Consider the following 21,533-nt stretch of genomic DNA (forward strand, 5'->3'; position numbering starts at 1 on the left):
GCATGAGCACAGACAGCCTTCGAACGGGGACGACACCGCTGCAAACGGGCCGGTTTTCATCCTTGCTGCCGGGCGTCAAGGCGCCGGGCGAAGCGTCTGGCCGCATCGGGCTGGCGCTGGTCGCGCTGGGCTTGATCATCGCCTTCTCGCTGTTGAACAAATCGTTCTTCAGCCTCGACAATTTCGTCGTCATCGGCGTCAACTCGACCTCGATCCTGATCGCCGTGCTCGGCACCTCCGCGCTGCTGATCGCCGGCTATGTCGACCTCTCCATCGGCAGCATGGTCGCCTTGATCGGCATCATCACTGCCAAGGTTGCGGTGGCGACGCAGAGCGCGCCGCTGGCAATCTGCGTCGGCCTGGGTCTCGGCCTTTTGCTCGGTCTGCTCAACGGTCTGCTGGTGCGCAGGCTGAGCATCTCGCCGTTGATCGTCACGCTGGCGATGCTGGCGCTCTATGGCGGCCTTGCCTTCGTCGTCTCCAGCACCGCGGTCTATGGTTTTCCCGAGGCTCTGCTCGAATTGGGGCGGGGCAAGATCTTCGGCATCCAGTACACCGTGATCATCGCCGCATCTGTCTTTGTCATCGGAGCCTTTATCTTGACCAGCACGGTCACCGGCTTGAGGCTCTACGCCATAGGCGGCGACCCGCGCGCAGCCGAACTCTGCGGCATTCCGGTGGGGCGCACGGTGGTTGGCCTCTACGCCGCCAATGGCTTGCTGATCGGCCTGGTCTCGGTTCTGATCGCCGGTCGTCTCGGCAGCATCACGCCGACCATCGGCGTTCGCTTCGAGCTCGACGTGCTCACCGCCGCGATCCTTGGCGGCGTCGCTTTTTCCGGCGGCTCCGGCCGGCCGCTCGGCATCGCCATCGGCGTTGCCACCATCGGCATCCTCAATGCAGGACTGATCTTCGTCGGCCTGCAATCATGGTGGCAATCCATTTCGGTGGGAAGCATGCTGTTGCTGGCGTTGGTGGCCGACCAGGCTGCGATCGGTTTTCGCGGCCGGCGCGCTCGGGCCGCCGCGACCAACTTCACGGTGGCGGACAATGGTGCCGTCGCCTCGGCCGGCCCTGCCGTGACGGAGGGCAATGGAGAGGCCCCGCAAGGTCCGGCATTCTCGATTGCCGGCGCCCGCAAATCCTACGGCGCGCTGACGGCATTGGAAGAGGCGAGTTTCACGGTCGGCAAAGGCGAGATCGTCTGTCTGCTCGGCGACAATGGCGCCGGCAAGTCGACGCTGGTGAAGATTATTTCGGGCGCCATCCAGCCCGATGCCGGCGCGATGACCCTCGAGGGCCAGCCGATTTCCTTCAGGAGCCCGCAGGATGCACGCGGCGCCGGCCTGGAGACCGTCTATCAGGATTTGGCGCTCTGCCCGAACCTCAGCGTCGCCCACAATATGATCCTCGGGCGTGAGGAAACGCGGCGTTGGCTCGGTGTCTTCCCGGTTCGCGACGACCGAAAGGCCGCCGAGCAGTGTCGTGCCCGGCTTGCCGCGCTGGGCGTCACGCTTCGCGACGAAAACGTTCTGGTGCGCTCGCTGTCGGGCGGCCAGCGGCAGTCCATCGCCATTGCCCGCGCGCTTGCCGATCACGTCAAGCTGATCTGCCTCGACGAGCCTACCGCCGCGCTCGGCGTCAAGCAGACCGCGCAGGTCGTCAAGCTGATCCGTTCGATCGCCGCCAGCGGCACCGGCGTCATCCTGGTCACGCACGACCTGTCGACGGTCAGGGCGCTGGCCGACAGGATCGTCGTGCTCAGCCTCGGCAGGGTGGCTTACGACGGCTCGGCCAAACAGCTGACCGCCGATCAGCTCTGGGGCCTGATGGCAAGCGGGACGCTGGCGCCGGCCGCTGGGTAGGAATGCCGATCGCAGGATCTAAAGCTCGAGGCAGACCTTGCCGAAATGCCTTTGCGCTTCGTAGTGCCTGAAGGCGGCGGCGATATCCTGCAGTGGAAAGCTGCTGTCGATGACAGGCTTCAGGCGGTTGACCTCTATCGCACGGATCATGTCCTGCTGGTCGGCTTTGCTGCCGATGGAAATTCCGCTGATGCGGATCTGGTTTGAAAACAGCGCCGGGATTGAAACTTCTGCTGCAAAGCCGGTCAGGACGCCGATGAGTGCGATATGCCCGCCTGTCCGGCAGGCCGCTATCGACTGCGCCAGCGTCGCCGGTCCGCCGACCTCGATCACATGATCGACGCCGCGTCCGTCCGTCAGTTCCCTGGCCCTGCCGCCCCACTGCGGCACCGCCTTGTAGTTGATGACGCTGTCGGCCCCGAGTCGTCTGAGCTTCTCCAGCTTCCCTTCATCGGACGAGGTGGCGATGACCCTTGCGCCGGCGGCCTTGGCAAATTGCAGCGCAAACAATGACACGCTGCCGGTGCCAAGGATCAGCACCGTGTCGCCGGGCTTTACCTTGCCGCATGTCACCAGCCCGCGCCAGGCGGTGACGCCCGTGCAGGTCAGCGTTGCCGCCTCGAGATGCGTATAGCCCGCCGGCGCCCTGGTGAATGCGTGCGCCGGCATGCACACATACTCGCTGGCGAAGCCGTCGAAACTGTCTCCGGGAATGTCGCGGCTTGTATCGGATCTCATGTCGCCGGCCAGCCACCAGGGGTAGAAAACACTGACGACGCTGTCGCCCGGCTTGAACGTGTCGACGCCGTCACCGATCGCGATCACCTCGCCGGCGCCATCCGACAGCGGCACGCGGCCTTCGGCGAGCGGCACCTTGCCTTGTACGGCGAAATCGTCGCGCATGTTCAGCGCGCAGGCGCGAATCCTGACCAGCATTTCTCCCGGCCCAGGCCGGGGCTGATCCACCTCGACCAGGTCGAGCTTGTCCAACCCGCCCGGCGCTCTCAGCCTGACCAGCTTCATAGTCTCTCTCCGACGTAAAGAGCGTTAGCATGGCGGCGGCGGTCCAGCCTATCGCCGGACCGGCCGGCCGGAAATCACGCGCAGCCAAGGCGCCAGATGGACGGCGCTCATCAAGAGATACATCAGCGGCATGCCGGTGAGCGGGGAGGCATCGGCCCCCAGGCACGACATGACGCCGTCGCCAGCGTGAATGCAGGTAAGCAGCGCCATCACGGCGAAAACAGGGGCCGCGGCGAGGCACAGCCAGTCGGCGGTGCGGAGAGAAACTGCATCGGAGCGTTTAGGGACCTCACTGTCGGTCCCTGTGCCGATATCGCTCATGGTCGTAATCCCTTGATGATCAATGCCCGGGTTTCCTGTCCCGTGAGGGACAGGAAACCAAGCTGGATGGGCGCCGCTCCAGGTCCTTACTTGCCGTCCTTGTTGCGGAACGCGGCTTCGCCGGCCGCCGACACTTCCTCCCACGTCTTGTCGGGTGCGGCGTCGTAATTGTCGTGCCAGTTCCACCAGCTGTAGAGCTCGGTCTGCGGATAGCCTTCGGGCGAATCCTCCCAGATTTCCTGGCGGCCGAGCGGCGTTGCGTCGAGGTAGCTCCAGACCGTGCCCATCTGCTCGTCGCCGCGGTTGTTGATGAAGTAGGTGCGATACACTTTCTTGCCGTCCTGGATGAACACGTTGTGGCCGTGCCATTCGTCGACGCCGAAATCCTTGTCGAAACTGTCGGTGATTGTGTACCAGGGCATCTCCCAACCCATCCGCTGCTTCAAGCTGGCAATGTCGGCCTGCGGCGCGCGGGAGGCATAGGCAAGCGTGGTGTTGCGGGCGTTGAGATGGGCGAGATGGCCGACCTGGTCGGCGCCGAGCGAACAGCCGCGGCAGGCATGTTCGGGCCAGCCGTGGACGCCGGGTTCGTAGAAGGCGCGGTAGACGATCAACTGGCGCCGGCCCTCGAACAAATCGAGCAGGCTCGCTTTGCCGTTGGGACCTTCAAACACATAGGCCTTGTCTACTTCCATCCATGGCATGCGCCGGCGCTCGGCCGACAGCGCGTCCCTGGCGCGCATCGTTGCCTTTTCCTTCACCAGCATCTTTTCGCGCTCGGCTTCCCATTCTTGCCTTGAAACGACCGGTGGGGTCTTCATTGCCACGTGCTTGGTCATTGCTTGTTTCCTTTGCCAGTTGTTGAGCCGTTGTGGCTTGTCGTTGCCTGTTGATCGTGAGGCAGGCTAGGGCCGCGAGGCGGCGAGGGCGGAGTTACAAATGTGACGGCATTTGCAGGCGGGCCACCGCAGCAGGGGTGGCGAGGCCGCACGGTGGGCTCGAAGTCCTCGGAAGCAGGCATGGTCGGTTTTTCCTTATTGAGAAGCTTAACGCGACTGTCTGAGATGCTCAGGCTAGCGAATGCGAATATTGCCGTCAACGCAGGCCTGGGCGTCTTCAACCAGTCCAGATGGCTAGGTCGCCGTCCGCGGCTTGCTGCTTGGCGGTGGTGACTTAAGTTAGGGCCGATAAGGGGAGCGGTGGGAGTTACAAATGTGACGGGATTTGCATGGACTCGCTGATCACCGCGGCAGGGCTGGCGCTGGCGGCGGGCAATCCGCTGGCGGCACTCGACCGCGTCGCCTTGCGCGAGGATGCCCCGGCGCTGGCGTTGCGCGGCATTGCCATGGCGCAGCTCGGCGATTTCGATCGCGCCAAAGTACTGTTGCGTAGGGCCGGCCGTGCCTTCGGTCCAAAGGAGGCGGTGGCGCGCGCCAGGTGCGTTGTCGCCGAAGCCGAGATCGCACTTGTTTCGCGTGATCTCGGCTGGCCGTCCAAGGCGCTCGACGCGGCGCGGTCGACATTGGAAAAGCATGGCGACCGGCTGAACGCGGCGCATGCCGGGCATCTCAAAGTGCGCCGCCTGCTGCTGATCGGCCGCCTCGACGAGGCTGAAGACGTGCTGGCTGGGCTCGATCCGTCGCCGCTTCCGCCGGCCTCACGCGCCGCGCATGAACTCGCGGTTGCCGGCATCGCCATGCGGCGCCTGAAGACGAAGGCCGCGCGCGCAGCCCTTGAGTGGGCGCGCCATGCCGCCCGCCGGGCCGGCATTCCGGGTCTCATGGCGGAGGTCGACAGCGCCTTCCTGGCGCTGGAGACGCCGGCGGCGCGGCTGATCGCAGGCGGCGAGGAGCATCCGCTGTTGCTCGAAGAAGTCGAGGCGCTGCAGGCGTCGCGCGCGCTGGTCGTCGATACGTTCCGCTATATCGTGCACAAGCAGGAAACAACGATCTCGCTGGCAACGCGGCCGGTGCTGTTTGCGCTGGCGCGCGCGCTTGCCGAAGCCTGGCCGGCGGATGTGCCGAGGGCGACGCTGATTGCCCGCGCCTTTGGCGGCCGGCATGCCGATGAATCGCATCGCGCCAGGCTGCGGGTCGAGATCGGCCGGCTGCGCGCCGAATTGCGGCCGCTGGCGGGCATCGGCGCGACCAGCCAGGGCTTTGCGCTAAAGCCGCGCGAAGCAGGCTCCGTGGCGGTGCTGGCGCGGCCGATCGAGGAGCGGCACGCCGCGGTGCTGGCCTTCCTGGCCGATGGTGAATCCTGGGCCAGCTCGGCGTTGGCGCTGGCGCTGGGCGCCGGACAGCGCAGCGTACAGCGGGCGCTCGAGCAGTTGGCCGAGACCGGCAAAGTGCAGTCCTTCGGCCACGGCCGGGCGCGGCGCTGGATGACGCCACCGGTCGCTGGTTTCACGACCACCTTGTTACTCCCGTCGCCGCTGCCGAACGGCTAGGAAAGGTGACCATGATCGAGGACCAGGACATGAAACATTCAGCAGCGGAAATCCTGCGCGAATACGGGCCCTTTCCTGATGTCGACACCGTGCACGGCGTGAGCTTCGACGGACAGAATGTCTGGTTTGCGACGGGCGAGCGGCTGACCGCCTTCGATCCGGCAAGCGGCGAGACGCTGCGCTCGATCGATGTCGCGGCACATGCCGGCACCGCCTATGACGGCCGGCATCTGTTCCAGCTCGCCGGGGACCGCATCCAGAAGATCGACCCCGATACCGGCAAGGTGCTCTCCACCATCCCGGCGCCCGGCGGCGGCCGCGATTCCGGCATGACCTGGGCCGAGGGCACGCTCTGGGTGGGGCAGAACCGGGAGCGCAAGATCCACCAGATCGATCCCGAGACCGGGAAAATCCTGCGCACCATCGACTCAAACCGCTTCGTCACCGGAGTGACCTGGGTCGATGGCGAGCTCTGGCACGGCACCTGGGAAGGCGACCAGAGCGATGTCCGGCGCGTCGATCCGCAAACTGGCAAGGTGCTGGAACGGCTCGACATGCCGGCGGGGGTGGGCGTTTCCGGGCTCGAATCCGACGGCGGCGACCGCTTCTTTTGCGGCAGCGGCCCTGGCGGCATGGTGCGATCGGTGCGTCGGCCGAAGTAAGGCCGTCAAGTATTGGGCCGGCAGCGTATTTCCTACGGTCATCCCGCCGAGATCATATCCCGGAGCCGTCGAGCAGCGGGACGTCTTCGCCTTGCCACGGACTTGGCATTGAAGCCCGGCTCAGATTGGCCGTCGGCAGCGGCATCCAGCATTTCAACTCCGGTTCGGGGTATTCGATCACCCGTCCTGGCGACGAATCGGAAGAGCGCCAGCCCTCCGTGCCGAACTGGTCGGCGCGCGACCAGTAAGCGAGGTCGACCTCGGCCGGCCCCTGTTCCGATGGCCTGACCGTGACCAGGATGCGGCTGCCGTCCTTGGGGGCGCTCGCCATGTGCCGCCAGCGATCGGGTTCGTCCATTCTCATGTCCTCCTGCACGTTGCAGGGATAGTCGCCGCGCGCTTGGCAGCGGTCAACCCGAACTTTGCCCAAGCACGAGATCTGTTTAGCACTCCCGCGCCGTCGGCCGAAACAAGATCTGGTTCATGTCGACCTCGTCGGGCTGGCTCACGGCGAACGCCCCCATGGCGAAAGAATCCGGATGCCGGGCCGCAACAGGAAAATCGAAACCGGCATGTGAACGGGCTCACATGCCGCCACTGCAAGGAACGCTATGGGACGTCCGGCCATGACAGGGGTTTCGGATGACACTTGCTGATCTGTCTTTTTATCTTTTCACTATTTTCAATGGCTTGCGGGTGGTGTCCTACCTGCCGCAGATCGTGCGGGTGGCCCGGGACAGGCACGGGGCGTCGGCGATTTCCTACGCGACCTGGCTGTTGTGGACAGGCGCCAACGCCACGACGGGACTCTACGCCCACATCAATCTGAACGATCCCGCTCTGGCGGCGATCAACTGGCTGAACGCCGTATGCTGCGTGCTGGTCATCGCGCTCACCGCCTACAAGCGCCATCGCGCACGGCTTCCGGTTGAGGAAGCCGCAAGCCGGTCGGAAGCGACCGCTCTGATGGTCGACAATGTCTGCTGAAGATCACCGCGGCAGATTGCGCTTTTCGAGGCCGCTCTCAGACATGCACGGTGCCATGCGAAAGCTCGCCCTCGTCGCTTGAGATGAGGAAAGCGGCTGCGAGTAGGCCGACATAGAACAGCCCGACCATGCACACGACATAGATGCCTGGAACCGGGCCGAGCTGCGCCACGCGCGCGGCGTCGAGAAATGACGCGCCCAAGCCTATCGGCGACCCTTCGCGCTGCAGACTGGGCGTCGTGATCTTCAGCACCCACGCCAGCATCAGGATCGTGTACATGAAAATGTAGTTGCGGCGCAGCCGGCGCACCAACGCCGCGCGTTGCGAGATCAGGAAGCGCGGCGAACGCAGGCCTTCGCCGACGATGGCCAGCCAGTTGGAGGCGTAGTCGGGCTGCGGCGAGAAAATCTGCGCGAAATAATAGCGCTCGAACTGGCGCACCCTGGCCCGGTAGACGTCGAAGAAACGATAGCGCCGCGCCTCGATCCATAGCAGCAGCGTGGTCAGCAGCATGGCAAAGAGCAGCACCCCATGATGGGCGCTGGGCGTCGAGAGTGAGACTGAGAGCATGGCGGCGACGACAGTAATCGCCCAGTTGCTGGTACGGTCCAGCCGGTCGCGCCAGCCGGCCATGCGGGCGATTTCGGCGCGGTGGAAATGCGACATGGTGGCCACGAATTCCGATGAGGTGAGCTTCAGCGCGAACGCATCAGAGGCCCGCGGCGCTGCAGCCGCTTCGTCGGTTTTCACGGTCTTGACCTGGGACATCCCTTGCCACGCGCCTCCCAACGCCATGGCCGGCCGAAACGACGCCGGTCATCCCCATCCGCGCAACGCGCAATCGGTTGAAAATGTTCCGTCGCCGGCCCGGGTCTCGGCGGTTTATCCGCAGTCAGATAGGCCCGTTATGCGATTCAGGTAAGGAGGAACCTGCGGCGCGCCAAGGGAGCGTGGCGTGCAACCGATCTCGCCCGCAAACGTTATACCGGGCACGATGAGGGGGTGCATGTCCTTCGTGGTCAACCGGCGCCGGTCGGTCGCGCTTGCCGCGGCAGCCTTCGCATTCATGCCGGCCGCATCGTTGGCAGCCGAAAAGACCGGCATGTCCAGCGAGGGCATTTTCGTTCTCGAAATCCTCCTTCTGCTTCTCGTCGGCCGCGGCATCGGCGAATTGCTGGAGCGTCTCGGCCAGCCGGCGGTGATGGGTCAGCTCATCGGCGGCATCCTGCTCGGGCCATCGCTGCTCGGCTGGCTATTGCCGGAAGCAGAACGCGTGATCTTTTCAGGCGACGCCACCCAAAAGAGCATGATCAGCGCCATCGCACAGCTCGGCGTGTTGATGCTTCTGTTGCTCACCGGGATGGAGACGGATCTGCGGCTGGTGCGCAGGGTCGGCCGTGCGTGCTTTTCCATCTCCGCCGCGGGCGTCGCCGTGCCTTTCGCGCTCGGCTTCACCGCCGCACAGCTCATGCCGGCCTCGCTGCTGGCCGACGGAACCGAGCGCATTGTCGCCGGTCTCTTCCTCGGCACGGCGCTGTCGATCTCCTCGGTCAAGATCGTCGCCATGGTGGTGCGCGAGATGAACTTCATGCGCCGCGATCTCGGTCAGACCATCGTCTCGTCGGCCATCATCGAGGACACGATCGGCTGGGTGATCATCGCCATCACCATCGGCATCGCCACCAAGGGGCGCTTCGAGCTCGGCAGCCTTGCCTTCACCATTGTCGGCGTTGCCGCCTTCATGGGGTTTTCCTTCACGATTGGCCGCCGCATCGTCTTCGACGCCATCCGCTGGACCAACGATACGTTCCGCAGCGAATACGCCGTCGTCACCGTCATTCTCGCCATCATGGGCGCAATGGCGCTGATCACCGATCTGATCGGCGTCCACACCGTGCTTGGCGCCTTCGTCGCCGGCATACTGGTTGGGGAATCGCCGATCCTGTCGCGTCATATCGAAGGGCAATTGCGCGGCGTCATCATGGCGCTGTTCATGCCGGTTTTCTTCGGCGTCGCCGGCCTTTCGGCGGATCTCACCGTGCTTGTCGACCACGAGCTTGCGCTACTCACGGCCGCTTTGGTGCTGATCGCCAGCTTCGGCAAATTCGCCGGCGCCTTCATCGGCGCCGAGCTTGCCGGCATGAGCCGCAAGGAAGGCATCGCCGTCGGTTGCGGCATGAACGCGCGCGGCTCGACCGAAGTCATCGTCGCCTCGATTGGCCTGTCGATCGGCGTTCTGTCGCACGATCTTTTCACCATGATCGTGACCATGGCCGTCATCACCACGCTCGCCATGCCGCCGACCTTGCGTTGGGCACTCGGCCGCTTGCCGATGGGCGAGAACGAGAAGAAGCGTCTGGAGCGCGAGGAGATCGACCAACGCGGCTTCATCGCCAATCTGGAACGACTGCTGGTGGTGACCGATGAGGGCGTTGTCGGCCGCTTTGCTGCTTACCTCGCAGGAGTCGTGGGCGCCGGCAGGCCGACGACGGTGCTGCATGCCCGAGGCGAGGGGGAGGAGGCCGAGCCCGGCACGGATGCGAAGCTCGAGCCGATCGAAAAGGGTGCCGAGGACAGCCGCGAGGCCGCCAGGAGTTCGGACGAGGAGCTGGCCCGCGCGGCGCCTGTCACGCGGCGCCACGAGGCCGAGCTTTCGGCCGAAACGGTTGCCAAGGAGGCGCGCAAAGGCTATGGGCTGCTGCTGATCGGGCTCGGCCGCGCGGTCACGTCGAAAGGTGGGTTTGCCCGCCGCATCAACGAGATCGCCGGCGCCTTCGAGGGCCCGCTATGCCTGGTGCTGAAGGCGACCGGCGCCGGCCGCCAGATGCCAAGGCTAGGACCTGAAGGCGGGAAGATTCTGGTTCCGGTCAACGGCACCGCGATCGCCCGCCGGGGTGCCGAAATGGCGCTGGCGATTGCAGCGGTCACGGGTGCGCGGGTCAAGATACTTTATGTCGCGCGCGTCGGCCGCGACGAACCGCGCGACACTGTCTCGCATCGCCGCAGGGAGGCGGTGCTGAAGGATACCGTCGCACTAGCCGACCGCTATGGCGTCGAGATCGAGACGGCCATCCGCAGCCGGGCCGCCGCCGCCGATGCCATTGCCCGCCAGGCCGGCAGGGGGGCGGCGCTGATCGTCATGGGCGTGGCGCGGCGCCCTGGCGAGGAACTCTTCTTCGGCGAGACGACCACCGGCGTGCTGCAGCGCTGCCAATGCCCGGTGGTGCTGATCTCGGACGCCAGGCTCAGCCGCGACGACGAGGGCAGAGAAGAGCTGCGCTCGGGAACGGGGACAGGGTGATGAGTATTTCCCCTCGAGGGGAAATTTCGCTCATGCCGCCTGCAGCCTCTCTCGGCCGGGCTGCGGCGGGAAGGCGATGGCGATGCCGGCAGCACCGAGGCCGATCAGCGCCGAGCCGATGAACAGCCAGGAATAGCTGGCATAGGCGTCGAAGATCATGCCGCCGGCGAGCGGGCCGAACGACATGCCGAGGCTGGACAACAGGGTCGCGGCGCCAAGTATCGTGCCGATGATGCGTGGCCCGAAATAGTCGCGCGCCAGAACCGCATAGAGCGGCATGACGCCGCCATATGTGGCGCCGAAGATGATCGCCAGGAGATAGAACTGCTCGAGATTGCCGACGGCGAGATAGGCGGCGATCACCACCGCCTGGATGGCGAGGCCCACGATCAGCACCGGCTTGGCGCCCAGCCTGTCGCCGAGCACGCCGTAGAGCACGCGCCCGCCAAGGCCGGCAAGGCCCTCGACGCTGTAGATCGACACGGCTGCCATCGGCGCCACGCCGCACGACATGGCATAGCTCACCATGTGGAAGATCGGCCCCGAATGCGCCGCGCAACAGGCGAAGAAGGTCATGCCCAGCACCAGGAATTGCGGCGAGCGCAACGCCTGGCCGACTGACATGCCGGGGGCCGCGGCAGGTGCGGGCGCGCTGCCATCCGCTGCCGCGACCGCCGCCGACGGCTGGAGCACCAGGAAGACGGCCGGCAGCAACAGCACCCAAGCCATGATCCCGATGTCGAACATGGCGGTACGCCAGTCATAGGCCGTGATCAGCCAGCGTGCGAAGGGCGAAATGGTCATCGGCGCCACGCCCATGCCGGCCGAGACCAGCGACACGGCCAGGCTGCGATGGGTCTCGAACCAGGCGGTGGTCAGCGCGATCATCGGCGCGAAGAAGGCGCTGGCCGCCAGCCCGACGATGACGCCATAGCTCAGCTGGAAGACCAGCAGCGATTGGGCTCGGCTTGCCACCACCAGCGACAGACCGAGCAGCACCGCGCCGGCAAAAACCACCGGGCGGGCGCCGACACGGTCATAGATGGCGCCCCAGGCGAAACCGCCTGCGCCCATCACCAAGAAATTCAGCGTCATGGCGCTGGAAATGCCGGTTCGCGACCAGTTGGTGTCGAGCGCCATCGGCTCGAGAAAGATCGCCAGCGAAAACATCGCGCCGAGCGCCACACAGGTCATCAGCGCGCCGCACGCGACGATCACCCAACGGTAGGAACTGTTCATGCTCTTCTCCCGAGATCGGTTTCGATGCGGCGCCACTCGCTCCAGCTCCGTTGCGCCGCTTGCGTCCGAAGGACGTTGGCGGGATTTCGAATCCGACGATCCGATTGCATTTTTTATCCGGTCTGCGTGGAAGTCCATCCGGATATGACAAAAGCAGGGGCGTAAGGCTGCCAAGCGCGCCGACAAGATAGACTGCCGAATTGACGAGCCGCTCCGCGGCACTAGCTTTGTGGTCTCGCGACGGGAGATATCGCTCATGGAACTGCATCGCGGCCGCCTCATCGACCACGTCCAGCTGGTGGTCAGGGACCTCAAGGCGAGCCGGCGCTTCTATGAAGCCGTCTTCAAGGTGCTCGGCATTCCGATCGGCGGCGAGGCCGAGGACTATTTCTGGGCCGACGAGCTGTTCATCTCAAGCCTCGACAGCCGGGCGGCGAGGGGACAGCTGACCGGGCGCCATCATCTGGCCTTCCAGGCCAGGGATAACGCCATGGTCGATGCCTTCTACAGGGCCGGCCTCGATGCCGGCGGCGCCGACAATGGCGCGCCGGGTGAGCGGCCCTACCACCCCGGCTACTACGCCGCCTTCCTGCTCGACCCCGACGGCAACAACATCGAGGCGGTGTTTCACGGGCCGGCAAAGCGAAGTGCCGCTTCGGTCGAGATCAATTTCTAGCGCAGGTTCACGAGGAGCGGGTTGCGGTGATCCGTCCGGAGTTCTCGTAAAAACAAAGAGTTGAAGCGGTCCACGGATTCAATCGCTGAACTGCTTCACATTGCCGGCGCGTAGCGGTTCACCACCATTCCGCAGGCATAGGCTTTAGAGCCGAGCAGGCGCAATTTCAGGAAGCCGCCACAGTCGAAAATCCGCTCGCCGTCGCCCAGCGCGGCCGGATTGATGAACAGCTGGAACTCATCGACCAGTCCCGCTGCAATCAGCGCCGAGGCAAAGCCGGCGCCGCCGAATACCGCCATGTCGCCTTCACCTTCAGCTTTCAGCGCCTTGACCTCGCGCGGCAGGTCGCCGCTGGCAAGCGTCGTGCGCTCCCACCGCGATGCCGCGAGCTTGTCGCTCAGCACCACCTTGCGCGCCTCGACGATGCGCTGCGCAAAGGCGTAGAAGGGATCGCGCGGATAGTTTTTTGCCGCATTGCCCCAATGGGTTAGATAGCCTTCTTCGGCCATCTTGCGGCTGAGCAGAATGGTATCGATGCCGGCGAACACCGCGTTGAAATCCTGCTTCAAGTCGTCGTCCCACGGGCAGTTGGCGCCCCATTCCCAGAGCTGCCAGTGCTCATCGCCGGCCGCGCCGACAAAACCGTCGACCGACATCTGCATCTGCAGGATCAGTTTTCTCATCGTCGTTCTCCTGATTGAGCTCTGGTGTCACCAGCGCCAGGTCAGGCGGCGTTGGTGATTGCTTTACTTTCGGAGCCATTGACACGAGAGAAAAATGATGTCAATAGTAAAGTGATTTAGAAATGGAAGCATTGAGAATGTCGACCAGGGAAAGATCCGGCTGCCCCATCAGCCTGTCGCTCGAATTGCTCGGTGACCGCTGGACGCTGCTGATCATCCGCGACATGATTTTCGCGGGAAAAAGGCACTTCCGGGAGTTTCTGCTATCAGGCGAAGGCATCTCGTCGCGCACGCTGGCCGAGCGGCTGCAGACCTTGCAGGATGAGGGCATTGTCACCAGAAGCGACGACCCCACGCACAAGCTCAAGGCGATCTATAAGCTGACCGAGGCGGGCATCGACCTGTTGCCGGTGCTGGCGACGCTCGGCGCCTGGGGCAGCAAATACCGCAACGCCGATGACAAGCTGGCAAGGATCGCCGATGAACTGGCGACGGGCGGCGAGGCAGGCCTGGAGCAGATAAAGAAGAAGCTGCGCGCCGAGCATATCGGCTAGGGAGCAACGCCAGCCCTCCCTTCGGGCCGATGGCGGGCTACATCGACACGACGTCGCGCAGCCTCACCCTTCCCATCCCGCAAATCGCTGTGGCCGGAGCCATGTCTGCTTCGGATTGCCATCGCCCGAACCACGGCCTCTTCCAGCCAGCGCGCGATGGCGGGGGCGGCATGCATGCCGATTGGCCCATGCCGCCATGCACGTAGAGCTCTTCGACCGCGGTGCGGCCGGCGACAGGCAGCCCGTCCGACAGCATGGGCGATTGCCGGGATAGACATTCGTCACCGGGGGGAGCCGAGACCGGACAGGATGCGCAGCGTGCGCGCCGCGATGCGAAGGCGTCTCGGCGCTATCGCGCCGATCCACCTTCTCCCGCAAGGGGAGAAGGTGAGGCGCACCTTGTCCCGCCTGCGCATCTACGCGTAGCCTAAGGAGGCTAGCGGGAGGAGAATCGCTTGGACACCACTGTCGTTATTGTCGGCGCCGGGCCCGCCGGCCTCGCGGTCGGTGCCTGCCTGAAGCGGGCAGGAGTGGATTTCATCCTGCTCGAAAAATCGCAGGAGATCGCGCCCGCCTGGCGGCGGCACTATCGGCGGCTGCATCTGCATACGGTCAAGTCGTTCTCGTCGCTGCCGTTCCTGCCCTTTCCCAAAAATTATCCGCGCTACGTGCCGCGCGAAATGGTGGTCCGCTATCTCGACGACTACGCGGAAAAATTCGATCTGCGCCCGCGCTTCGGCGTGACGGTGAAAGCCATTCGCCTCGGGGACGGCGGTTTTCTGGTCGAGACAGGATCGGACAACATCAAGGCGCGCCATGTCGTCATCGCCAGCGGTAACAATGCCGAGCCGATCGTCCCCCGGCTCCCTGCTATCGAGGCTTTCAAGGGCGAGGTGCTGCACAGCGCCGACTATACGCAAGCGGCGCCCTTTGCCGGCCGCTCGGTGCTGATCGTCGGCATGGGCAACACCGGCGCCGAGATCGCGCTCGACTTGGCGGAAAGTGGCGCGCGTCCGACCATTTCGGTGCGCAAGGGCGTCCACATCGTGCCGCGCCAGCTGTTCGGCGTGCCGATCCAGATGGTCGGCATCGCCAGCCGGCCGATGCCGCAGGCGCTGAACGACTGGATGTTCCCGATCATCCTCGATTTCGCGCTGGGCAAGCTCGAGAAATACGGCATCGTCAGGCCGAAGCAGGGCATCCTGCAGCAGATCGACGAAATCGGCCGCATCCCGGTCATCGACGTCGGCACGGTCGACGCCATCACCAAAGGCGCCATCAAGATCGCACCCGACATAGCGGGCTTCACCGAGCGCGGCGCTGTGTTCACCGACGGCAGGCAGGAAAATTTCGACGCCGTCATCCTCGCCACCGGCTATCGCCCGGGCTACGAAAAGTTTCTGCCCGTGGAATTGCAGCCGGAGCGCAGTGGCGTCAACGCCCGCGCCTCTCAACTCGGCCTCTACCTCGTCGGCTTCTACAATCCGGTCACCGGTCTGCTACGAGAAATCGGCAGGGAGGCGAAGGCGGTGGCGGCCGACATTGCGCGGCGGCGGTAAAAGGGGAGATCGGCTATCCATCACAGCCGCGCCGCATCGCCCTCATCCAGCAGCCATCGCCGCACGGCTTGCGTCGGTTCTGGGTGCCGTTGCTTGCGCGGCATCACGACATAGAAATCGTGCGTCCCACGCATCTCCGCGTTGATCGGCTGCACCAGCCGGCCGGCGGCAATGTCGGCGGATACGAGAAACCGGCTGGCCAGCGCGATGCCCTGGCCGGCAATGGCGGCGTCGATCGCGAGGCCTGTCTGGTTGAAGCGCATGCGTTTGGCCTCGGCGGCCATCCTCAGGCCGAGCGCCTTTTCCATGAATTCCGGCCATAGATTGTGCGCGTCGTGCAGCAGGACGTGGTGCTGGATGTCGGTCGGCGCGATCTCGTTCGCGCCGGTCGGCAGCAGGGCAGGGCTGCAGATGGCGACGATCTGCTGTGGAAACAAAAGATCCACCATCAGGCCGGCGCCGAAGGGCAGGCGGCCTTGCCTGACCGCAATGTCGACGCCGTCGGCCTGAAAACTCGACAGGCTTTCGCTGGCCAGGATTCGCAAATCGACCAGCGGGTTGTGGGCGACGAACTCCGGCAGTTTGGGGATCAGCCATTTGGTGGCAAAGCTCGGCGTGACGCTGATCGTCAGCCGCGCCGGTTCGGGCCGCAGCAGCAAGGTGGCCTCCGAGATCAGCTCGAAGGCGCGGCGGATGTTGGGCATATAGGCGCGGCCCTCATCGGTCAGCGCCAGGCCGCGCGGCAGCCGGTCGAAGAGTTTTGTGCCGAGATCGGCCTCCAGCCCGCGTATATGCTGCGCCACCGCCCCTTGCGTCACGTTCAGCTCTTCGGCGGCGATGCGGAAGTTGAGATGACGCGCGGCGGCTTCGAAGGCACGCAGCGCATTCAATGGTGGCAGGCTCAGGAAGGCTTCAGGCATGCAGGAGTTTTTCTACAGCTTGATTTCAGGCTTTCTGGTTCGAACCAGATGGCAACACCGTTTATAGCATTGCTCGAAGGTCGGAAACATGGGCTTCAGAGTCCCGCCAACCCGTGCGAAGGAAAATCAAGATGAATGTAGAAAAAGTGGCAGTGGTCGTCGCCGGTGGCAGCGGCATGGGTGCGGCGGCGGCCAAGCGGCTGGCGGCGGACGGGTTCAAGGTCGCGATCCTGTCGTCCTCAGGTAAGGGCGAGGCCTTGGCGAAAGAGCTTGGTGGCCTCGGCGTCACCGGCTCCAACCAGTCGAATGACGATCTGCAGCGGCTCGCCGACCTCACGCTCGAGCGCTACGGCCGCATCGACGTGCTGGTCAACAGCGGCGGCCACGGGCCACGCGCGCCGATCCTCGAAATCACCGACGAGCAGTGGCACACCGGTCTCGACGTCTATCTGATGAACGTCATCCGGCCGGTGCGCATCGTGGCGCCGCAGATGGTCAAGCAGAGGGCCGGCGCCATCATCAACATCTCGACCGCCTGGGTGGTCGAGCCGAGCCCGATGTTCCCGACATCCGCCGTGTTCCGCGCCGGTCTTGCCGCCTACACCAAGATCTTCGCCAACACCTACGCCGCCGACAATGTGCGCATGAACAATGTGCTGCCCGGCTGGATCGACAGCCTGCCGGCCACCGAGGAGCGCCGCGACAGCGTGCCGATGCAGCGCTACGGCACCTCGGAGGAAATTGCCGCGACCATCGCCTTCCTCGCTTCCGAAGGTGCGGGCTACATCACCGGCCAGAACATCCGCGTCGACGGCGGCATCATCGGCGCGATCTGACCGCGCGGTCGCCTCGCGTGAGCCGGCGCGTCACTCCTTCACCGCGCCGGTCATCGACGAGACATAGTGCTCGACGAAGAACGAATAGAGCACCACCACCGGCAGCGAGCCGATCAGCGCTCCCGCCATCAGCGCCCCCCATTCGTAGACGTCGGAGCGCACCAACTCGGTCAGCACACCCACCGGCACGGTCTTGTTTTCCGAGGACTGGATGAATGTCAGCGCGTAGATGAACTCGTTCCATGACAGGGTGAAGGCGAATATGCCGGCGGAGATCAGGCCGGGCACCGACAGCGGCAGCACGATCTTGGTGAGGATCTGCCACCGGCTCGCTCCGTCTATCAGCGCGCATTCTTCCAGTTCGAACGGAATGGAGCGGAAGTAACCCATCAACAGCCACGTGCAGAACGGCACCAGGAAGGTCGGATAGGTAAGGATGAGCGCGAAGGGCGTGTCGTAGAGCCCGAGGTTGAACACCATCACCGACAGCGGAATGAACAGGATCGAGGGCGGCACCAGATAGGCGAGGAAGATGCCGAGGCCGACCTGCCGCGCCCCGGAAAACCGCAGCCGCTCGATCGCATAGGCGGCGAACACCGACGCCAGCAGCGACAGGAAAGTAGCGGCGGTCGAGATGATGATCGTGTTGAGCAGCCAGCCCGGATAGGAGGTCTCGAACAGGAGATAGCGGATATGCTCCAATGTCGGATGCACCACCCAGAACGGATTGAACTGCGCATAGTCGGTCATCTCGAGATTGGGCTTAACCGCCGTGATCGTCATCCAGTAAAACGGAAACAACAGCACGAAGACGAACACCAGCAGCGGCAGATAGACCGTCACCACGCGGCGCGGCAGGCTCTGCAGGTAGCCCATGCCGCCTTCGTCGATATCCCCACGTTTCGCCTTCCTTGTCGCGGCCGTCTTGACCATGTCAGTCTCCGCCGCCTTGTTGCCATTTGCGGCGTTGCAGGCCGAAATAGCTGAACAGGATCGCCGCCAGCAGGAACGGGATCATGGCCACCGCGATGGCCGCGCCCTCGCCAAGCTGGCCGCCGGAAATGCCGCGCTGGAAAGACAATGTCGCCATCAGATGCGTGGCATTCACCGGTCCGCCCCGGGTCAGCACGTAGATCAGCTGGAAATCGGTGAAAGTGAACAGCACCGAGAAGGTCATGGTGATGGCGATGATCGGCGTCAGCAGCGGCAGAGTCACATAACGAAACAACTGCCAGCGACTGGCGCCGTCGAGCGTGGCCGCCTCGTAGAGCGACTGCGGAATGGTCTGCAGGCCGGCGAGCAGCGTGATGGCGACGAAAGGAATGCCGCGCCAGACGTTGGCGGCGATAACCGAAGCGCGCGCATTCTCCGGATCGCCGAGGAAATTGATGCGGTGGTCGATCAGGCCCATTTGCTGCAGCGCCCAGGACAGGATGGAGAACTGCGAATCGTAGATCCACCAGAAGGCGATGGCCGACAGTACGGTGGGCACCACCCAGGGCAGCAGGACTATCGCGCGGAAGAACGATTTGAACGGCAGGTTTTCATTGAGGATGAGCGCCAGCCACAGGCCGAGCACGAACTTCAGGATCGAGGCGCTGACCGTGTAGAGCAAGGTGTTGAAGACGGAGAGCCAGAAGACGGCGTCACTCCACAGATACTGATAGTTCTCGGTGCCAATGAAGATGCCGGGGCGGCCGATACGGGCATCGGTGAAGCCGAGCCAGACGCCGAGCCCGAGCGGATAGGTCAGGAAGACCAGCAGCAGCACCGCCGCCGGCAGCATGAAGCCGAAGCCCAGCGCGTTGCGGCTTTCGGAGATCCGCGAAAGCATCGACGGACGCGGCTGGGCGGCAACGGACGGCACGGCCATGGACAGCTTCCTCAGGAGGTCTCCTTGGTCGGTGCGGGCGACCGCCAAGCTATTTCGGGCAAGCGATTTCAGGAACCGGACCGGGCAGCGCAATGGCTGCTGCCCGGCTCAGCTGTGCTCTTAAACGCGGTAGTAACGGTTGGCGCGCTTCTCCGCCTCCTCCATCGCCTCCTGCGGCGTCGCCTGGCCGGTCACCGCCTTGGCGAACATGTCGACCAGCACATAGTCGGCCATGGTCGCCGCCGAGGCATAGCCGAGCGGCCCGGCATAGCCGTTGGGGCGCAGCGTCGCCGAGGCCTTGGCATAGGCGGCATTGTTCGGGTCGGCCGTCCACACTGGATTGTTGTCGAAGGCCTTCAGCGTCTGGCAGCAATAGCCCGCCGAGGAGGTGATCCAGTCGGTCATCTGCGGATCCTCGAACATGAACTGCAGATAGGCCTTGGCCGCATTGGGGTAGGGCGTGTAGTTGAAGATGACGGCGGTGGTCACCTGGAACAGTTCGACCGATTTCCCGACGGGACCGATCGGCAGGTTGGTGGTGCGGATGTCCTTGGCGATCTCAGCCAGCTTCGGATCGTTGTCCTTGTTGATCTTGGCCGTATTGTAGGCGGAAATGCCGTTGGCGATGACGCCGAGTTCGCCGGCCAGGAAGGCGCGGTTGTTATTGACGTCGAGCCAGCTTTCGGTCCCGGGAATGAAGGTCTTGTAGAGTTCCTGCGCGTATCCGATCGCCTTTAGCGTCTCGGGGCTGTTGATCGCCACCTTGCCGCTCTCGTCGACCATCTGGCCGCCATGGCTCCACAGCAGCCAGTGCGCGTAATTGTTGCCGTCGCCGACGCCGTGGCCGTGCGTGAAGCCGGCCGGATGTCCCTTCGCCTGCAACGCCTTGCAAAGCTCGAGGAAGCCTGCCGTGTCCTTCGGAAATTCGGAGAAGCCGGCCTCCTTCACCCAGCTTTCGCGATAGACGATGGCATTGCCGATCGTGGCCAGCGGCAGGCCGACGAACTTGCCGTCCCGCGTCGCATATTGCTTTGGTCCGTCGTGCCAGCCGCCATATTTCGAGCCCAGATACTCGCCGAGCTCGGTCACGTCGTGCAGCTTGTCGGGATATTGATGCGGGTCGTCGAACCAGACGAACATGAGGTCCGGGCCGGAACCGACATTGGCGGCGACCGCTGCCTTGGGGCGAATGTCCTCCCAGCTTTCCTTGTCGACACGAACCTCGACACCTGTCGCCTCGGTGAAGCGCTTGGTGTTGGCCAGCCATTGATCCTCATCGCCCTTGACGAAGGGCGACCAGCGCAGCAGCCGCAGCTTTGCGCCTTCCTCGGGCTTGTATTTCAAGCCCTCCTGGGCAAAAGCCGGCGAGCCGACGAACCGGCTTCCCAGAGCTCCCGCCGCGGCACCTGCGGTCGTGCGGATTACATCGCGTCTCGTGAATTTCATGGTCGTCTCCTCCGGTTTATCTTCCTTGCTATGCGGTCCTTACCATCCGTTACGCGTTTCAAATCGTGTTCCGGTCTTGCCGTCAAAGAGATGAATCAGGCCAGGCGCGGCAGAGAGCCGTATGGATTCGCCCGGTGTGAAGGCATGGCGTTCGCGGAAATTGGCGACGATCTCGTCGCCGCCGGCGGTGCGGCCGATGATCTGCACTTCCGACCCGGTCGGCTCGACCACCGCGACGGTGACTGGAATGCCTTGGTCTGACGATAGCCGCAAATGCTCGGGCCGTATTCCCAGCACCACCGGATGACCGTTGCCAACCGCCGGCGCGCCGGCCAGCGGCACGGAAATTCCCCCGGCGCCGCGAAAGGACGGAGACCCGTCGGTGACGATCTCGCCCTTGATCAGGTTCATGGCGGGCGAGCCGATGAAACTGGCGACGAAGAGATTGTTGGGCCTGTCGTAGAGCTCCAGCGGCGGTCCGATCTGTTCGACGATGCCGTCATGCATGACGACGATCTTGTCGGCCATGGTCATGGCCTCGATCTGGTCGTGGGTGACATAGACTGTCGTCGTCTTGAGCCGCTGGTGCAGTTCCTTGATCTCGGCGCGCATCTGCACCCTGAGCTTGGCGTCGAGATTGGAGAGCGGTTCGTCGAACAGGAAAACCTGTGGATCGCGCACGATCGCCCGGCCCATGGCGACGCGCTGGCGCTGGCCGCCGGAAAGCTGGCGCGGATATCGCGTCAGCAATGGCACCAGCCCGAGGATTTCGGCGGCGCGCTGAATGCTGGTAGCGCAATCGGCCTTCGAAACACCTTTGAGCATGAGCGAGAACGCCATGTTCTCGGCGACCGTCATGTGCGGGTAGAGCGCGTAGTTCTGGAACACCATGGCAACGTCGCGCTCTTTCGGCGCAACGTTGTTGACGACCCGATCCCCGATCGCGATCTCGCCCCGAGAAATCTTTTCCAGGCCGGCGATCATCCTGAGAAGGGTCGATTTTCCGCAACCCGACGGGCCGACCAGCGTGACGAATTCGCCGTCGTCGATATCCACACTGACGCCATGCAGGACCTCGACGGTCCCGAACGATTTGTAAACATCGCCGATCGCGACAGACGCCATCGATCTCCTCCCG

General features: G+C 64.2%; 21 protein-coding genes. 9 read left to right on the forward strand and 12 right to left on the reverse strand.

Annotation, left to right across the window (positions count from 1 at the left end; translation table 11 throughout):
- The first annotated feature begins 2 nt into the window (after nt 1–2).
- Nucleotides 3–1,865 (forward strand): ATP-binding cassette domain-containing protein, encoded by a 1,863-nt coding sequence (locus tag NLY36_RS27805; protein ID WP_081726142.1) that lies wholly within the window; start codon nt 3–5, stop codon nt 1,863–1,865.
- Nucleotides 1,866–1,883: 18 nt separating this feature from the next.
- On the opposite strand, the gene NLY36_RS27810 is transcribed toward NLY36_RS27805, so the two are convergent.
- From NLY36_RS27810 to NLY36_RS27820, 3 genes are all read right to left on the reverse strand, one after another.
- Complete coding sequence (locus tag NLY36_RS27810; RefSeq protein WP_023672529.1) at nt 1,884–2,888, reverse strand: zinc-dependent alcohol dehydrogenase family protein; 1,005 nt, start codon at nt 2,886–2,888, stop codon at nt 1,884–1,886.
- Nucleotides 2,889–2,936: 48 nt separating this feature from the next.
- Nucleotides 2,937–3,209: a hypothetical protein gene (locus NLY36_RS27815; protein ID WP_023672530.1), complete on the reverse strand. Its 273-nt coding sequence runs from the start codon at nt 3,207–3,209 to the stop codon at nt 2,937–2,939.
- Between the two features lie 86 nt (nt 3,210–3,295).
- Nucleotides 3,296–4,048, reverse strand: coding sequence for a DUF899 domain-containing protein (locus NLY36_RS27820; protein WP_023695474.1), 753 nt, complete (start codon nt 4,046–4,048; stop codon nt 3,296–3,298).
- Nucleotides 4,049–4,437: 389 nt separating this feature from the next.
- Here NLY36_RS27820 and NLY36_RS27825 point away from each other — a divergent pair, with 389 nt between their 5' ends.
- Nucleotides 4,438–5,658 (forward strand): hypothetical protein, encoded by a 1,221-nt coding sequence (locus NLY36_RS27825; RefSeq protein WP_023685490.1) that lies wholly within the window; start codon nt 4,438–4,440, stop codon nt 5,656–5,658.
- A gap of 29 nt (nt 5,659–5,687) precedes the next feature.
- Nucleotides 5,688–6,320 (forward strand): Vgb family protein, encoded by a 633-nt coding sequence (locus NLY36_RS27830; protein ID WP_023730380.1) that lies wholly within the window; start codon nt 5,688–5,690, stop codon nt 6,318–6,320.
- A 52-nt stretch (nt 6,321–6,372) separates the two neighbouring features.
- On the opposite strand, the gene NLY36_RS27835 is transcribed toward NLY36_RS27830, so the two are convergent.
- Nucleotides 6,373–6,678: a hypothetical protein gene (locus NLY36_RS27835; RefSeq protein ID WP_023689804.1), complete on the reverse strand. Its 306-nt coding sequence runs from the start codon at nt 6,676–6,678 to the stop codon at nt 6,373–6,375.
- Between the two features lie 284 nt (nt 6,679–6,962).
- On the opposite strand from NLY36_RS27835, the gene NLY36_RS27845 reads away from it, so the two are divergent.
- Nucleotides 6,963–7,307, forward strand: coding sequence for a PQ-loop domain-containing transporter (locus tag NLY36_RS27845; protein WP_023673886.1), 345 nt, complete (start codon nt 6,963–6,965; stop codon nt 7,305–7,307).
- Nucleotides 7,308–7,344: 37 nt separating this feature from the next.
- On the opposite strand, the gene NLY36_RS27850 is transcribed toward NLY36_RS27845, so the two are convergent.
- Complete coding sequence (locus NLY36_RS27850) at nt 7,345–8,076, reverse strand: DUF2270 domain-containing protein (protein WP_023673885.1); 732 nt, start codon at nt 8,074–8,076, stop codon at nt 7,345–7,347.
- 238 nt (nt 8,077–8,314) lie between these two features.
- Here NLY36_RS27850 and NLY36_RS27855 point away from each other — a divergent pair, with 238 nt between their 5' ends.
- Nucleotides 8,315–10,609 (forward strand): cation:proton antiporter domain-containing protein, encoded by a 2,295-nt coding sequence (locus tag NLY36_RS27855; protein ID WP_023735438.1) that lies wholly within the window; start codon nt 8,315–8,317, stop codon nt 10,607–10,609.
- A gap of 30 nt (nt 10,610–10,639) precedes the next feature.
- Here NLY36_RS27855 and NLY36_RS27860 read toward each other — a convergent pair whose 3' ends face one another.
- Nucleotides 10,640–11,848 (reverse strand): MFS transporter, encoded by a 1,209-nt coding sequence (locus NLY36_RS27860; RefSeq protein ID WP_023735437.1) that lies wholly within the window; start codon nt 11,846–11,848, stop codon nt 10,640–10,642.
- 247 nt (nt 11,849–12,095) lie between these two features.
- On the opposite strand from NLY36_RS27860, the gene NLY36_RS27865 reads away from it, so the two are divergent.
- Entirely contained in the window at nt 12,096–12,524 is a 429-nt protein-coding gene (locus NLY36_RS27865) for a VOC family protein (protein ID WP_156931523.1), read from the forward strand.
- Nucleotides 12,525–12,619: 95 nt separating this feature from the next.
- Here NLY36_RS27865 and NLY36_RS27870 read toward each other — a convergent pair whose 3' ends face one another.
- Nucleotides 12,620–13,207, reverse strand: a complete 588-nt coding sequence (locus tag NLY36_RS27870; RefSeq protein ID WP_023673464.1) for a dihydrofolate reductase family protein — start codon at nt 13,205–13,207, stop codon at nt 12,620–12,622.
- A 137-nt stretch (nt 13,208–13,344) separates the two neighbouring features.
- Here NLY36_RS27870 and NLY36_RS27875 point away from each other — a divergent pair, with 137 nt between their 5' ends.
- Both NLY36_RS27875 and NLY36_RS27880 read left to right on the forward strand, forming a co-directional pair.
- A complete protein-coding gene (locus tag NLY36_RS27875) occupies nt 13,345–13,761 on the forward strand; it encodes a winged helix-turn-helix transcriptional regulator (RefSeq protein ID WP_023673465.1) in 417 nt (138 codons plus the stop codon).
- 455 nt (nt 13,762–14,216) lie between these two features.
- Nucleotides 14,217–15,320, forward strand: coding sequence for a flavin-containing monooxygenase (locus NLY36_RS27880; protein WP_023735436.1), 1,104 nt, complete (start codon nt 14,217–14,219; stop codon nt 15,318–15,320).
- Between the two features lie 20 nt (nt 15,321–15,340).
- Here NLY36_RS27880 and gcvA read toward each other — a convergent pair whose 3' ends face one another.
- Nucleotides 15,341–16,240 carry a transcriptional regulator GcvA gene (gene gcvA / locus NLY36_RS27885; RefSeq protein ID WP_023733984.1) on the reverse strand — a complete coding sequence of 300 codons (900 nt, stop codon included), beginning with the start codon at nt 16,238–16,240 and terminating at the stop codon, nt 15,341–15,343.
- Between the two features lie 131 nt (nt 16,241–16,371).
- On the opposite strand from gcvA, the gene NLY36_RS27890 reads away from it, so the two are divergent.
- A complete protein-coding gene (locus NLY36_RS27890) occupies nt 16,372–17,076 on the forward strand; it encodes an SDR family oxidoreductase (protein WP_023705118.1) in 705 nt (234 codons plus the stop codon).
- 30 nt (nt 17,077–17,106) lie between these two features.
- On the opposite strand, the gene NLY36_RS27895 is transcribed toward NLY36_RS27890, so the two are convergent.
- The 4 genes from NLY36_RS27895 to NLY36_RS27910 form a co-directional block, all read right to left on the reverse strand.
- The gene (locus NLY36_RS27895) at nt 17,107–18,009 is read right to left on the reverse strand and encodes a carbohydrate ABC transporter permease (protein ID WP_023673469.1); all 903 of its coding nucleotides are present in this window, start codon (nt 18,007–18,009) and stop codon (nt 17,107–17,109) included.
- A gap of 1 nt (nt 18,010) precedes the next feature.
- Entirely contained in the window at nt 18,011–18,910 is a 900-nt protein-coding gene (locus NLY36_RS27900; RefSeq protein WP_502882041.1) for a carbohydrate ABC transporter permease, read from the reverse strand.
- A 159-nt stretch (nt 18,911–19,069) separates the two neighbouring features.
- Entirely contained in the window at nt 19,070–20,395 is a 1,326-nt protein-coding gene (locus NLY36_RS27905; RefSeq protein ID WP_023693796.1) for an ABC transporter substrate-binding protein, read from the reverse strand.
- 39 nt (nt 20,396–20,434) lie between these two features.
- Nucleotides 20,435–21,520, reverse strand: coding sequence for an ABC transporter ATP-binding protein (locus NLY36_RS27910; protein ID WP_023689809.1), 1,086 nt, complete (start codon nt 21,518–21,520; stop codon nt 20,435–20,437).
- Nucleotides 21,521–21,533 lie beyond the last annotated feature (13 nt).

Source organism: Mesorhizobium sp. C399B (genome assembly GCF_030323185.1).
Taxonomy (GTDB): domain Bacteria; phylum Pseudomonadota; class Alphaproteobacteria; order Rhizobiales; family Rhizobiaceae; genus Mesorhizobium.

Excerpts from the sequence above, each read along its gene's own strand:
- NLY36_RS27805 (WP_081726142.1), top strand. The coding sequence starts at position 3 with ATGAGCACAGACAGCCTTCGAACGGGGACGACACCGCTGCAAACGGGC.
- NLY36_RS27810 (WP_023672529.1), bottom strand. The coding sequence starts at position 2,888 with ATGAAGCTGGTCAGGCTGAGAGCGCCGGGCGGGTTGGACAAGCTCGAC.
- NLY36_RS27815 (WP_023672530.1), bottom strand. The coding sequence starts at position 3,209 with ATGAGCGATATCGGCACAGGGACCGACAGTGAGGTCCCTAAACGCTCC.
- NLY36_RS27820 (WP_023695474.1), bottom strand. The coding sequence starts at position 4,048 with ATGACCAAGCACGTGGCAATGAAGACCCCACCGGTCGTTTCAAGGCAA.
- NLY36_RS27825 (WP_023685490.1), top strand. The coding sequence starts at position 4,438 with ATGGACTCGCTGATCACCGCGGCAGGGCTGGCGCTGGCGGCGGGCAAT.
- NLY36_RS27830 (WP_023730380.1), top strand. The coding sequence starts at position 5,688 with ATGAAACATTCAGCAGCGGAAATCCTGCGCGAATACGGGCCCTTTCCT.
- NLY36_RS27835 (WP_023689804.1), bottom strand. The coding sequence starts at position 6,678 with ATGGACGAACCCGATCGCTGGCGGCACATGGCGAGCGCCCCCAAGGAC.
- NLY36_RS27845 (WP_023673886.1), top strand. The coding sequence starts at position 6,963 with ATGACACTTGCTGATCTGTCTTTTTATCTTTTCACTATTTTCAATGGC.
- NLY36_RS27850 (WP_023673885.1), bottom strand. The coding sequence starts at position 8,076 with ATGTCCCAGGTCAAGACCGTGAAAACCGACGAAGCGGCTGCAGCGCCG.
- NLY36_RS27855 (WP_023735438.1), top strand. The coding sequence starts at position 8,315 with ATGTCCTTCGTGGTCAACCGGCGCCGGTCGGTCGCGCTTGCCGCGGCA.
- NLY36_RS27860 (WP_023735437.1), bottom strand. The coding sequence starts at position 11,848 with ATGAACAGTTCCTACCGTTGGGTGATCGTCGCGTGCGGCGCGCTGATG.
- NLY36_RS27870 (WP_023673464.1), bottom strand. The coding sequence starts at position 13,207 with ATGAGAAAACTGATCCTGCAGATGCAGATGTCGGTCGACGGTTTTGTC.
- NLY36_RS27875 (WP_023673465.1), top strand. The coding sequence starts at position 13,345 with ATGTCGACCAGGGAAAGATCCGGCTGCCCCATCAGCCTGTCGCTCGAA.
- gcvA (WP_023733984.1), bottom strand. The coding sequence starts at position 16,240 with ATGCCTGAAGCCTTCCTGAGCCTGCCACCATTGAATGCGCTGCGTGCC.
- NLY36_RS27890 (WP_023705118.1), top strand. The coding sequence starts at position 16,372 with ATGAATGTAGAAAAAGTGGCAGTGGTCGTCGCCGGTGGCAGCGGCATG.
- NLY36_RS27895 (WP_023673469.1), bottom strand. The coding sequence starts at position 18,009 with ATGGTCAAGACGGCCGCGACAAGGAAGGCGAAACGTGGGGATATCGAC.
- NLY36_RS27900 (WP_502882041.1), bottom strand. The coding sequence starts at position 18,910 with ATGCTTTCGCGGATCTCCGAAAGCCGCAACGCGCTGGGCTTCGGCTTC.
- NLY36_RS27905 (WP_023693796.1), bottom strand. The coding sequence starts at position 20,395 with ATGAAATTCACGAGACGCGATGTAATCCGCACGACCGCAGGTGCCGCG.
- NLY36_RS27910 (WP_023689809.1), bottom strand. The coding sequence starts at position 21,520 with ATGGCGTCTGTCGCGATCGGCGATGTTTACAAATCGTTCGGGACCGTC.